The 13,438-nt window shown below is 60.2% G+C and carries 9 protein-coding genes; 7 read left to right on the forward strand and 2 right to left on the reverse strand.

Going from position 1 to position 13,438, the window contains the following annotated elements; all coding sequences use genetic code 11:
* Positions 1-662 precede the first annotated feature (662 nt).
* On the forward strand, positions 663-2,600 hold the full coding sequence (locus MSL71_RS16480; RefSeq protein ID WP_180142423.1) for an aldehyde ferredoxin oxidoreductase family protein: 1,938 nt from the start codon (positions 663-665) through the stop codon (positions 2,598-2,600).
* Positions 2,601-2,756: 156 nt separating this feature from the next.
* Here MSL71_RS16480 and MSL71_RS16485 read toward each other — a convergent pair whose 3' ends face one another.
* On the reverse strand, positions 2,757-2,924 hold the full coding sequence (locus tag MSL71_RS16485; protein ID WP_180142424.1) for a FeoB-associated Cys-rich membrane protein: 168 nt from the start codon (positions 2,922-2,924) through the stop codon (positions 2,757-2,759).
* A gap of 543 nt (positions 2,925-3,467) precedes the next feature.
* Between MSL71_RS16485 and MSL71_RS16490 the strand changes: the two genes are divergently transcribed.
* The 4 genes from MSL71_RS16490 (at position 3,468) to MSL71_RS16505 (ending at position 8,259) form a co-directional block, all read left to right on the forward strand.
* The gene (locus tag MSL71_RS16490) at positions 3,468-3,701 is read left to right on the forward strand and encodes a FeoA family protein (RefSeq protein ID WP_281374520.1); all 234 of its coding nucleotides are present in this window, start codon (positions 3,468-3,470) and stop codon (positions 3,699-3,701) included.
* Between the two features lie 96 nt (positions 3,702-3,797).
* Positions 3,798-5,960 carry a ferrous iron transport protein B gene (gene feoB / locus MSL71_RS16495; protein ID WP_180142428.1) on the forward strand — a complete coding sequence of 721 codons (2,163 nt, stop codon included), beginning with the start codon at positions 3,798-3,800 and terminating at the stop codon, positions 5,958-5,960.
* A 443-nt stretch (positions 5,961-6,403) separates the two neighbouring features.
* Complete coding sequence (locus MSL71_RS16500) at positions 6,404-7,177, forward strand: TatD family hydrolase (RefSeq protein ID WP_180142430.1); 774 nt, start codon at positions 6,404-6,406, stop codon at positions 7,175-7,177.
* Positions 7,178-7,515: 338 nt separating this feature from the next.
* Entirely contained in the window at positions 7,516-8,259 is a 744-nt protein-coding gene (locus tag MSL71_RS16505; protein ID WP_180142432.1) for a tRNA threonylcarbamoyladenosine dehydratase, read from the forward strand.
* Positions 8,260-8,687: 428 nt separating this feature from the next.
* Here the strand turns inward: MSL71_RS16505 and MSL71_RS16510 are convergent, their stop codons facing one another.
* On the reverse strand, positions 8,688-9,275 hold the full coding sequence (locus MSL71_RS16510) for an alpha/beta fold hydrolase (protein ID WP_180142435.1): 588 nt from the start codon (positions 9,273-9,275) through the stop codon (positions 8,688-8,690).
* 484 nt (positions 9,276-9,759) lie between these two features.
* Here MSL71_RS16510 and MSL71_RS16515 point away from each other — a divergent pair, with 484 nt between their 5' ends.
* The gene (locus MSL71_RS16515; protein WP_180142437.1) at positions 9,760-10,353 is read left to right on the forward strand and encodes an IMPACT family protein; all 594 of its coding nucleotides are present in this window, start codon (positions 9,760-9,762) and stop codon (positions 10,351-10,353) included.
* Positions 10,354-13,218 carry a DEAD/DEAH box helicase gene (locus MSL71_RS16520; protein ID WP_180142439.1) on the forward strand — a complete coding sequence of 955 codons (2,865 nt, stop codon included), beginning with the start codon at positions 10,354-10,356 and terminating at the stop codon, positions 13,216-13,218.
* Positions 13,219-13,438 lie beyond the last annotated feature (220 nt).

Consider the following 13,438-nt stretch of genomic DNA (forward strand, 5'->3'; position numbering starts at 1 on the left):
TCCCTCGTTCCTCGGGCCAAAGCGCAAGGGCCTTAGCCTCGGGCTTCGCCCGACATAAACGCTGATGGTTTATGCGAGCTGGTTCACACGCTTCGAAGTTGGAGGATATGATGTCGCTGCTTGTCCATTATCGACTTAACCGTATTGCCCTGCCGGGGACCCAACGTTTAATCCGCCTTCGCCCATGTCCAAGGGGTACGGCGCGACAAGCGAGAGGGAAAGCGCATTCGCCCCCTGTCTTCGAGGTGTCACACCTCGCCGCAGGAGTTATTTCGGTTAAAGGCAAGCGGCTCCCTAATGCCCTTCATCGGGTTTGCAGAAAAATAAAATGGGCCTCTCCTGCAAAAGCGGTTGCCATATGTCACAGGCCACGCGAATGCCTCGAAAACGTCAGCATGATGTGTCCCTCCATGCATTCGCCATAGGGTTTCCAGGTGCCCCACCTGGCCGCCGGAGGCCTGCTTTTTCAACCCGCTTTATCCATGGAAGGCAATCTGAACAATGCCCAAACATGTTAGTATAGGCCCCCGGCATGGCACCGTAAAGAAGATTGTGGTGCGGGCTTGTGTCTGCCTGCGGGATACGATAAGAATGGGGAATTTCTTCGTAAATATCGATTGGATTGCAACAGGGCGGTGACCCATCGCCCGGGGAGTGTCGTTATGTTCGGATGGTGCGGAACCGTGCTTCGTGTGGACCTGACCCACGGGACCCTGGAAAAAAAAGAGCTGGACCGTGAGGTGGCCAAGGCCTTCCTTGGGGGCCGGGGCCTCAACGCAAAAACCCTGTTTGACGAGGTGGGACCCGGAGTGGACCCCCTGGGGCCGGAGAACCTTCTCTGTTTTGCCACCGGCACCCTGACGGCCACCACCATGGGGCTCTCCAGCCGTCTCCATGTCAGCACCCTGTCCCCTTACAGCGGGATCATGGGGGATGGCAACGTCGGCGGGACCATGGGCAACGTGATGAAGCGCGCAGGCTACGATCAGCTCGTGGTGAAAGGTGCCTCGGAGACGCCCGTCTATCTCCTCATCGAAGACGGGGAGGTTTCCCTCCATGACGCCGGGGACCTCTGGGGCCTGGACACCTGGGCCACCACCGACATCCTTGTGGAGCGTCACGGCAAGGGAGTGAGCGTGGCCTGCATCGGCCAGGCCGGCGAGAACCTTGTGCGCCTTGCCTCCACCATGGTGGACAAGTACGCCTCGGCCTCCCGGGGCAGCGGGGCGGTGTGGGGCTCTAAAAACCTGAAAGCCATTGTATTGAGGGGCACCGGGCGCCCTGAGCTCTTTGACCGGCCCGGGTTCCTGGCCCTGTCCAAAGAAGACAAGCAGTTCATGGCCAAGGACCGGGTGCAGCAGGAGGTGGCGGCGGTCTACGGCTCACACTACGGCATCACCCACTGGTACCCCGGGTACCGCAACTTTGAAAAGGAACTTTCCCCCGAGGAGGTTCCTGCCCAGATTCGCCACGACGCGTGGAAAGAGTACGAGATCGACCGCGTGGGCTGCCAGAGCTGCCACATCAAGTGCAAGAACCTCTATAAGATCCCCAGGGGAGAGCGCAAAGGCGAGGTGGGGGAAGGCCTGGAGTACGAGGCCGTCTACTGCCTGGGCACCAACTGCGGGGTGGACGACCCGGTGGCCATCATGGAGATGGAGAATCTCTGCGATGCCTACGGCGTGGATGTCATCGCCATCGGCAACACCATCGCCCTGGCCAAGGATCTCTACAACCGGGGCATCATCGACGATGAGGTGACGGGCGGCCTCGACCTCTCCTGGGAAAACGCCGAAGACCAGGTGGAGCTGGTCCACAAGACCGTCATGCGCGAAGGCTTCGGCAACCTCATCGCTGAGGGCATGTACTCCCTGGCCAAGATCGTGGGCAACGGGGCCATGGAGTATTGCTACCACACCAAGGGGCTGGGGCGCGGGGTGTACCCTGCTGGCCTCTTCTCCCTGGCCCACGCCATCGCCACACGGGGCGCCGACCACCTGCGCGGCCGAAGCTGGTCCTGCGGGGAAAACTCCGATGAGGACGTGCTCAAGGACCTCATGGAAAAAGGCATCATCACCGACGATCCGGTCCACTCCATGATCCACGGAGAGCGGGTGACCACCCTGGCCGACACCATCGGGCGCTGCAAAGGCGCGGTGAACACCTGGACCTGCGCCTTGCCCCTTATCTGGAAAGGGTCCCTCTTCGACGGCCTGGCCGACATGCTCACCAAGGCCACGGGGGTTGCCTACACCGGCGCCATGGTGGAGGAGGTCTCCGACCGCATCGGTGCCGTGGAGCGCGCCTTCAACGCACGCCAGGGCATCACCATCACCCACGACATGCTGCCCCAGCGCCCGGACTTCAAGCACTCCCCGGAAGGGGCCAAAGAGCGGGAAGAGCACATGGACCTGGTGCGGTCCTGGTACCGGGAGAACGGTTACGACCCGGACACCGGGTTGCCCACGGCCGAGACCTATGGCCGTTTGGGCATCCGGGATGTGGGAGACACCCTGGCCCGAGACGAGGCCTACACATCGTGGGACGGTCCCTTGCTGATGGAAGCAGGCGCCTACCCCCGGGGCGGAAAGCGGTTCTAACCGGGTTCCCACATGCGACGTTCCTTCGTTACACCGGAGCATAGACGCAGAGAGTGACGCCTGGTCTTAAAATAAAAAGGCCCGTAAGCGGTTCCCGGAAGGGACCGTCTGCGGGCCTTTTCATGTTTAATAAAGGAAATAAACGGGAACGCTGTGTTACAGCAGCCGCTTGTCGTCGGGGATGTCGCAGGTGTTGCTGGTACCGCATTGGGAGCAGTCGCAGCTGCACCCTTTCTTTTTACCGGTGAACGTGTGGTAGAGGGACCGCGCGGTAAAGAAAAAAGCGGCGGCCACCACCAGAATGACGATAGCTGTGTCAAGCATGAAATCGGCCTCTCTATTAAAGGGGTTACGGCCCATGGTGTTGATGGGCACAGGGGCGGTGTAAGCCGCTTGGCACCCCTTTCGGGTGCATCAGAAAGATAGGGGGTGGCAGTGGATGTGTCAATGTAAAAAGTTAGGCTATCCAAAAAACATTTTAGAAAAAAAGAAGGTCTTCGGTCTTCTTTTTTAAGTGAAGTTTTGTCACAACGATTTGAAATGATGATTTTATTTGTGCGTGGCAGCAGTGCGGGATACCGGGTTGAACGGTTGAAATCGTTGAAAAAAAGAGTTGCATGGGGTGAAGTGGTGTGCTATCAACCCCATAAAAACTTTGGCTTGCCAAAAAAGAGGCTTCCCGAAGGAACCGTGAGGTCATCGTACCCCGAAGGCACCTCCCCGCAGATGAGAAGCGGCAGGCACGCGGACCGGGGGCGCCTGTCCCGATACGGAGACAGGCAGCGACGGCGTGGGGCATGAAGCCCCGTTTTATCTTTTCTTAACGGCAGTGTGACACTGGCATGAAGTGAGGCAACAATGGCAGAGATGATGAGTTTACGTAAGATGAAGGTGGATCAGAAAGGCGTGATCCGCATGGTCACCGGCGAAGGCGAACTGGGCCGGAGGATCCGTGACATGGGCATCGTTCCCAACACCGAGTTTACGGTGGTGGGCAAGGCCCCCCTTAAAGACCCCGTGGCCATCCGGCTCAGGGATTTTACCCTGACCCTCCGGAACAGTGAAGCGGACTTTATTTTTGTGGACGCCTTAGAGGCGTAGCACCGGCAGCCCTGCACAAGGCGCTTCGTCTGATTTAATCAAGGAGCGGCCTGGGCGCATGACATGGACATCTTACAGCAGGTAAGCAGAATTATCATGGATAAGCACTTGACGCTGGCACTGGCCGGCAACCCGAACTCCGGGAAGACCACCATGTACAACTCCCTCACCGGCGCACGCCAGAGGGTTGGAAACTATCCGGGCATCACCGTGGAGCACCGCGAGGGAGATGCCCGCCATAACGGTCACGAACTCACCATCGTGGACCTTCCCGGCACCTATTCCCTCACCGCCTACACCCCCGAGGAGCTCGTGGCCCGGGACTACATTGTGGAGCGTCGTCCCCAGGCCGTGGTAAACATTCTTGACGCCACCAGCCTGGAGCGAAACCTTTACTTAAGCCTTCAGTTCATGGAACTCGGGGTCCCTGTGGTCCTGGCCCTTAACATGATGGACGCTGTGAGAAAGCAGGGCAAAGAGATCGACACCGCTCTTCTCTCCCAGCGCCTCGGGCTTCCCGTTGTGGAAACCGTTGCCCGTACCGGCGACGGCAAAGACCAGCTCATGGAAGAGGCCATCCGGTTTGCCCAAGAGAAGCAGGGCGAGTGGGCTCCCCTTGCCATCTCCTACGGCCCGGACCTCGACCCTGTCATTGACGAGATGGTGGCCGAAGTGGAGAAGAAGGCCTTCCTGGCCAACCGCGCACCGGCCCGCTGGGTGGCCATCAAGTACCTGGAGAACGACGAGCAGGTGATCAAGATGGGGGAGAGAAAAGACCCCGAGACCGCCGCCGTCCTCATCAAGATGGCTGAATCCGTGGCCCGGCATTGCCGCTCCACCTTAAAGATCAGCCCCGAATCCCTCATTGCCGATTACCGGTACGGATACATCGCCGCCCTGATGAAAGAAGGCGTGGTCCGTGCGGTACGTCCCCAGGCGCGCCTTCAGTTTTCCGACCAGCTGGACAAGGTCCTTACCCAGCAGTTCATGGGGCCGGCCATTATGGTGGGCATCCTCTATACCATCTTCTTTGCCACCTTTACCCTGGGCGAGATCCCCATGGGATGGGTGGAGAACTTTTTCGCCTGGTTCTCGGACGTGGCCACGGCTGTTCTGCCCGAGGGCTTGCTTCAGTCCCTTGTGGTGGACGGCATCATCGGCGGCGTGGGCGGTGTCCTGGGCTTTGTGCCCCTGATCATGGTCATGTTTATGATGATCGCCTTCCTTGAAGACTCCGGCTACATGGCCCGTATGGCTTACATGATGGACCGCGTTATGCGCGCCTTCGGCCTGCACGGCTCTTCGGTTATGCCCTTTATCGTCTCCGGCGGTATCGCAGGCGGCTGCGCCGTGCCCGGCGTCATGGCCACCCGGACCTTGAGGAGCCCCAAAGAGAAGCTTGCGACCGTTCTCACGGCTCCCTTTATGAGCTGCGGCGCCAAGGTGCCTGTCATTATCCTCATATCCGCCGCTTTTTTCGAGAACTCCGCCTCGGTGATGTTCTGGACAGTACTGGGCGGATGGGCCGCTGCCCTGGTGGTGGCCAAGCTCCTGCGATCCACGGTGATCAAGGGCGAGTCCACCCCCTTTGTCATGGAACTGCCGCCTTACCGTATGCCCACCCTGAGAGGGCTTCTCATCCACACCTGGGAGCGTGCCTGGTCTTACATTAAAAAGGCGGGTACCGTGATCCTGGGGATCTCCATCCTCATCTGGGCCATGATGACCTTCCCCGGTCTGCCCGAAAACGAGACGGCTCAGTACGCGTCCCAGCGCACGGTGGCAGAATCCACCCTGAGCGCCGACGCCCTTGAGGCACGTCTCTCCGAGATCGACAACCTCGAGTCCCAGCACGCCCTCAAGCACTCCGTTGCAGGCAGGATCGGCACCGGCATGGAGTCCCTCACCCAGCTTGCCGGATTTGACTGGCGAACCAACATCGCCCTGCTGGGCGGCTTTGCCGCCAAAGAGGTCATTGTCTCCACCCTGGGCACTGCCTACTCCCTGGGCGAGGTGGACGCCGAAGAGGCCGAAGGGCTCTCCACGCGACTGGCAGCCGACCCCTCCTGGAGCGTGGCAACCGCCGTGGCCCTCCTGGTCTTTGTGATGCTCTACGCACCCTGTTTTGTCACGGTGGTGGTCATCGCACGGGAGACCTCCTGGAAATGGGCCACCTTCAGCGTGGTCTTCAACACAGGCTTTGCCTTTGTGCTCTCGGTGATGGCCTACCAGGTCACCCGGGCCATCATGGGCGGCTAAGGCTGCAAAAAAAATAAAAGCACAAAAAACAGCCTCCGGCGGCAAGGTGTGCCACCTTGAAAGCAAATTACCGCCGGGCTTTGTCCCTCGTTCCTCGGGTCAAATCCCAGCGGTATTCTGGAGAACCATTGTGTGATTATTTATTTCCGACAGCCTGAGCTGGCAAGCGTTCCAGCTTACGCTGAAAGGCCGCACGCAAGATCCGTGGCCTGTGATACCTGAATTTCCTTGATTGATTGAAATGCCGTTGTGATGTGCCCATGGGGTGAATCGCAGCGGCATTTTTTTTTGCTTGAAACAAGCGTAACGTCCCCCTTCTCATTGGTTTTTACGGGCAAAGCCCGTCAGCACATGTGACGAACCCGAGGCACGAGGGTTCGGAGCATGTGCGAACCTGGGAGGCATCGCTTGAAAAGGTGCCCTTCCGACTGTAAAATACCCCCATGAATATGAAACTCTTTGATACCCATGCCCACCTTCAGGATCCCCGTGTGGCAGGGGATATGGACGCCATGATGGCCCGGGCCCGCTCCGTTGGGGTTGCCCGCGTCCTTTCTTGCGGTACCCGGGAAGAGGACTGGGGGGCGCTGGCAGGGCTTGCCGGCCGCCATCCCGAGATCCTTCCTGCGTTCGGGGTGCACCCCTGGTTCATCGAGACCCTTTCCCCGGACTGGGTCAATGCTTTAGGGCAGCGCATGACAAACGATGCGGCCGCCGTGGGGGAGATCGGCCTTGATTTTGCCGTGGACGGCCTGGACCGGGGCAAGCAGGAGGCGGTGTTTCTCTCCCAGCTTCGGCTGGCCAAGGCCTTGAGGCGGCCTGTCTCCATGCACTGCCGCAAGGCGTGGGGCCGCCTGGTGGAGCTTTTAAAACAGGAAGGGGGCCTGCCCCATGGCGGCGCCATCCATGCCTTCTCCGGCTCCGTGGAGATGGTCCGTGAGTGCCTGCGCCTCGGCGCCTTTTTCTCTTTTTCCGGCTCCATCACCCGCCCGGCCAACCACAAAGCCAAAAAAGCCGCGGCTGCCGTGCCGGACCATCGGCTTTTGATTGAAACCGACAGCCCGGACATGCTCCCGGCTGAGGTTCCCGGGCCTTTGAATGAGCCCGCCCATGTGATACACGTCGTGAACACACTGGCCGCCGTACGCGAAACCACCCCTGACGAGATCGCCCAAACCACCTGGGAGAATGCGGTGCGGTTGTTTGGAGGTAACTAATCAGCGCCAAAAAGCCTCCGGTGGCCCTGCCGGGGGGCAAGCTTTTGAAAAGCTTGACAAACAGACTTTAAAATTGCCCCTCCTCCTTGGAGGTAGTCCGGTTAAAGCTGATAATTAACGAGTTCCGATAATGAATCTTAGCCCTTCAAGGCTTGTCGTATCGCTCGTACAAACCACCAGCATATGTTTCGGGCGAAGCCCGAGCCGAAGGCCCTTGCGCTTTGGCCCGAGGAACGAGGGGCAAAGCGCAAGGGCTATATGCTTTCGAGGTGGCTCACCTCGCCGCCGGAGGCAGGCTTTTCCATGCACTTTAACCATAGAAGGCAACGATTTCAGATATGACGACACCAACGCGCCATGCGCGAACAGAGCAGCTTCTCGGGCGAGATGGGCTGGATAGATTGCGGGAAGCCCACGTAACCATCTGCGGGCTGGGGGCTGTTGGCTCCTTTGCGGCCGAGGCCCTGGCCCGGGCCGGGGTGGGGAAGCTGACCCTCGTGGACTACGACGTGGTGAGCGAGAGCAACATCAACCGCCAGCTCTACGCCCTCTCCTCCACGGTGGGCATGAAAAAATCGGCCGTGGCCGAGGCGCGCATCAAGGACATCAACCCGGAGTGCGAGGTGACGGTCTTCGACTGCTTCATCAACGAAGAGACCACGGACACCATTCTGGACCGTCCCATGGACGTGGTGGTGGACGCCATCGACAGCCTCTCTTCAAAAGTGTTTCTCATCATCAACGCCAAAGAGCGCAACATCCCCATCGTGGCCAGCATGGGGGCCGCAGGAAAGCTCGACGCCAACCTCATCACCTCCGGCGACATCTCCGAGACCCGTATCTGCCCCCTGGCCAAGAGCGTGCGCCGACGGCTCCACAAAAAAGGGGTGTTTGACGGCGTCCGCTGCGTCTACTCCACCGAACCCGCCCGCAAGAATCCCTCCACCACCGGCGAAGAACCCACCGACGACGGCCAGCGCATCGCTCCGGTCCTCGGCAGCATTTCTTACCTGACCGCCATTTTTGGACTCAAGGCCGCCGGAGAAGCCATCGGGGTGATTCTGGATGGTCAAAGCGCATAACCTCGGGTCTCCTGTACCTGGCTCAGTTTGCCTCCGGCGGCCAGGGAATGAATTCCCTGGACCCCAGTTCGCACATGCTCCTTCCCTTCGTTCCTCAGGGGCGTCACATGTGCTGGCGGGCTACGCCCGCAGGGTCAACGCATTTAAAAATTCAGTTGCCTCCGGCGGGTCGCTTTTTGAAAAAAGCTCCGCAGAAACTTTCCGGTAATAAAAAAAGAAGGGGCTATGCCCTGTAGGGACGCATTCTCAAAAAACAAAACCTGTTTATCAAACTTTTCAAAAGGTTGGCCCCCGGCAGGGCCGCCGGAGGCTTGTTTGGCCTGAATGATACAAAAAAGCCCTCAGCCGATCTATGGAGATCAGCCGAGGGCTTTTGTCTTAGGGGGGCATGGTCACATCCCGGGTCCATGCGGCAGTGGGCTACACGCCTACAATTTTTCCAGGAACCTTACCAGGTGGCGATGGAAGGTTTCGGTCTGGTTGAGGTAGGTGGGGTGACCGCCTTCGGGGAGGATCACCACTTCGCTGTCGGCCAGGACGCTGTCCAGGATGTGGGCGTTTTCCACGGGGACGATGGGGTCGTTGTCGCCCCAGATGATGAGGAAGGGCAGGGAGGTGCCCTTGAGGGCGCCGGCGTTTTCGGGGATGCCCAGGGGCGCGGGAGCCACCACGGCGGCAAAATCCGAGGGGTGCTCGGAGATGACGGGCAGGGCGTACTCGCCGCTGAAGGAGGGGGCCACGATGATGGGGGCGGTGACGCCCAGGGCCTCGATGATCAGGGGGAGGACCTGCTCTTTTGCGATGTCGGCGGCAGGGGACTGGCCGTAGCCGGGCAGGTCCACGGCGATGGCGTCGAAGCCTTTGTCTGCGAGCAGATCAAGGGTACCCAGCTCTTCCCAGTTAAGGGATGAAAAACGCATCCCGTGAAGGAAGATCACGCTTTGTTTGTTTTCTTCGCCGCTCCTGCGAAGAAAGATATCGGTTTCCTGGATACGAATGGTCTGATGGTTGGGCATGGGTCACATCTCCTCATGGTTCTGATGTTTAAATAAGCCGGTGTGCCTGTGAGGCGGCTGCATGGATGATGTCGCAGTTCTGATATATCAGATATCAGAACGGTGTGGAAGCAGACTTTTTTCAAGGGGGGCTGGCCGAAGGGGCCTCACCTTTCCCCACTGCATGGGGTGGTCGCGCGGAACCCTTTTGTATGATGGCATATGTGGTGTCTGTCATCTCGTGTGTTCTCATCAAAGCATCATCACAATGTTCAGAAAACCACGAAATCGGCGAAAAACCAAGGACAAAAAGCGGGGCCGGTTGCATCCTTTTAGTGGGGGGGATATAGATGGCTGAGAGCTGACGCTAAGGCAAAAGGCAAAAGGCGAAGGGCTAAGGGCAAAGGGCAAAGGGCTAAGGGCTAAGGGCTAAAGGTGGGAGGTTCGGGTGGCCTTTGATTTTGTTGTTTCATTTTTAACCCCACGATGAGAAACAGGCGGTGGTATGGATGGGTACAGGGTTCCGGTGGGAAGGCACCGGGTGGAAGAGAAGATCGGGGGGAGCCTGTTTATCGCAACGGCCGAGAGGGTCTCGTCCGCGGAGGAGGCAAAGGGGTTTGTGGATGCCATGAAGCGTGAGTTTCGAGACGCCACCCACAACTGCCACGCCTTTGTGGCCGGGCCACCGGGGGCTTCGGCCTCGGGCATGGGGGACGACGGAGAGCCCCGGGGCACGGCCGGGCCGCCCATGCATCAGGTGCTTGTCCATTGCGGCATCGGTGAGATCGCTGTGGTGGTGACCCGGTATTACGGAGGCACCAAGCTGGGCACGGGTGGGCTGGTGCGGGCATACGGGGGCATGGTAAAACGGTGTCTGGAGGAGATTCCCACCACTTTTTTCGCCACCTCTGAGCCGGTGGCCCTGACCGTGGCCTACGCAGACCTTTCGGCGGTGAAGCGGGAGGTGGAGGCCCACGGCGGCGAGGTGCTCAGCGAGTTGTTCACGGCGGTAGTGGGGCTGTCGGTGAGGCTGCCCGAGGAGTCGAAGACCTTATTTTTAGAGCGCGTATCACGCATGGCAACCATGACGGAGGAGTAGATGGCGGTGGATGATTACATCCGGGGCATGACCGGGCACGAGGTGTTCTCGCACCATATTGCCGCCCACAAGGTCATCCCGGGGCGAGAAGCTTCCCTCGGGGAGCTTAACCCGCCGTTGCCCGGTGCCCTTGATGCAGCGGTAAAGGGGATGGGGGTGGAGCGCCTGTACAGCCATCAGGTGGCAGCCATCGAGGCCATCAGGCGGGGTGAGCACACGGTGGTGGCCACGCCCACGGCCAGCGGCAAGAGCCTTATTTACAACCTCCCGGTGATGGAGGCGGTGCTGGAGACTCCCGACACCCACGCCCTCTACCTTTTCCCTCTGAAAGCCCTGGCCCAGGATCAGCTCAGGGGCCTTGAGCGTCTTACCTCTGCCGTGTTTGCGGCGGATCCGGTGACGGCGGCCATCTACGACGGTGACACCCCGCCCCATGCGCGCAAGAAGATCCGCACCCGTCCGCCCCATGTCCTCATGACCAACCCGGAGATGCTGCATCTCTCCATCCTTCCCTACCATGCCTCCTGGGCCACGTTTCTGCGGGGCCTGCGCTTTGTGGTGGTGGACGAGGTCCATACCTTAAAAGGGGTGATGGGCTCCCACATGGCCTGGGTGTTCCGGCGCCTCAAGCGCATCTGCCGGTACTACGGTTCAGACCCCTGTTTTGTGTTTTCTTCGGCCACCATCGGCAATCCGGCGGAGCACGCCTCAAGCCTTGCCGATGTGGAGGTGTCGGCCATCACCCAGAGCGGGTCCCCTGCCTCCACCAAGCATTTTATCCTCCTCAACACCCCGGAAGGGGCCTCCCAGGCGGCCATCAAGCTGATCCATTCGGCCATGCACCGGGAGCTTCGCACCATCGTCTACTGCCAGTCCCGGAAGATGACCGAGCTCATTGCCATGTGGGCGGCCTCCAAAAAGGCGGATTTCGGGGAGAAGATTACGGCCTATCGGTCCGGATTTCTGCCGGAGGAGCGTCGGGATATCGAGCGAAAGATGGCCGAAGGGGAGCTCCTGACGGTGGTTTCCACCAGCGCACTGGAGCTGGGCATCGACATCGGCGGCCTGGATCTCTGCATCCTCGTGGGCTACCCGGGAAGCATCATGGCAACCTGGCAGCGGGCCGGGCGCGTGGGGCGAAGCGGCCGCGACTCGTTGGTGGTGCTCATCGCCCAGGAGGATGCCCTGGACCAGTACATGATGACCCACCCGGATCTTTTTTTCTCCATGGATCCGGAAAAGGCGGTGGTGAACCCGGCCAACGAGGTGCTCATGGCCAAGCACCTGGACTGCGCGGCAGCCGAGCTTCCCCTGCGGCGGGGCGAGCCCTTGTGTCGCCAGGAGGCCGTTGCCGATAAACTTGCCCGTATGGAGGCCTTCGGGTCCCTTTTGGCCAGCGCGGACGGTGACCTTCTCTTTTCTCATCGGAAGTTTCCCCAGCGGTCCGTGGCCCTGCGGGGCACGGGAGATACCTTCGACATCGTCGATGCCCAGAGCCGGGAGCTTATCGGCAGCGTGGACGGGCACCGGGCCGTGCGGGAGACCTATCCCGGGGCGGTGTACATCCATCGGGGGGACTCCTACGTGGTGACGGAGCTGGACCTGGACAAGCGCACGGCCGTGGCCCAGAAGCAGCGCGTTCACTATTTTACCCGCATCCGCAGTCACAAGGCCACGGAGATCCTTGAGGTGAGCCATCGCAAGCCCCTGGGCAATGCCTGGGTGGGTGTGGGCAAGCTGAAAGTCACCGAGACCATCACGGGTTACGAAAAACGTCTGGTCAAGGGCCAGCGGCTCCTCACCGTGATTCCCCTGGACCTTCCTCCCCAGGTGTTCGAGACCGAGGGGCTCTGGCTGGAGGTGCCCGAGGCCGTACGGGTGGAGATGGAAAAAGAGCAGCGTCACTTCATGGGAGGCATCCACGCCGTGGAGCATGCAGCCATCGGGATTCTGCCGCTGTTTGCCATGGCGGACCGAAACGACATCGGGGGCATCTCCATTCCCCACCACCCCCAGCTTGGAAAGGGCGCGGTTTTTATCTACGACGGCTTTCCCGGGGGTATCGGCATCTGCTCCGGGGTGTTCGGCCAGGCCGAGGCCCTGTTCGACAGGACCCTGTCGGTGATCCGGGACTGCCCCTGTGAGACCGGGTGTCCGGCGTGTGTCCATTCGCCCAAGTGCGGCTCCGGGAACCGGCCCATCGACAAGGAGGCCTCCCGGGTCCTTTTGGAAAAACTGAAAACACCCCTTGCCCCGGCCCTTCTCTCAGGGGAGCCTGTCCCCCGGTTCCCCGCACCCAAACCCGAGGACGCAAGCGGCAAGCCCCCGATCCCGAAACGCTATGCCGTGCTGGACGTGGAGACAAGGCGATCCGCCGAAGAGGTGGGCGGCTGGGGACGCGCCCGGTTCATGGGGGTGAGCGTGGCCGTGCTCTACGATTCCAAGACCGATGCCTTTACTGCCTGGACCGAGGATCAAATCCCGGAGATGGCCCGGCTTTTAAAGAAGATGGACCTGGTGGTGGGGTTCAACATCCGCCGGTTTGACTACGATGTGCTCTCGGGGGTGTGCGGTGCCGACTTTCACAGGCTCCCCACCCTGGATATGCTCGACGAGGTACACAAGCGCCTCGGGTACCGCCTCTCCCTGGACCATCTCTCCAGCCACACCCTGGGGGCTGAAAAGAGCGCCGACGGCCTGGCCGCCCTGGCCTGGTGGAAGGAGGGCCGCCTGGACCTCATCGAATCCTACTGCCAGAAAGACGTGGCCCTGACCCGCGATCTCTACCTTTACGGTCGCGACAAGGGGTACCTTCTTTTCCAGAACAAAGCCCGCACCCTGGTGCGCCTTCCCGTGGTCTGGTAGGGTAACCGACGGACATCCCAAACAAATTGACGTTGCCTTGCGGCTGCGTGTATACTGGTTCAACACGCATTGTTGTTGCTCAAGCGTAACCATGCCGTTGCCTCCGGCGGGGCGCTTTTGTAAAAAAAAAATCTCCGCAAAAACGTTTCGGTTGAACATCCGGTATGTTTAAACCCGTCGGCTTGCTGATCTCTTTCGGATGGTCCGCAGATGAAACGTT

This window comes from Desulfoluna butyratoxydans, assembly GCF_900699765.1.
GTDB classification, from domain to species: Bacteria; Desulfobacterota; Desulfobacteria; order Desulfobacterales; family Desulfolunaceae; genus Desulfoluna; species Desulfoluna butyratoxydans.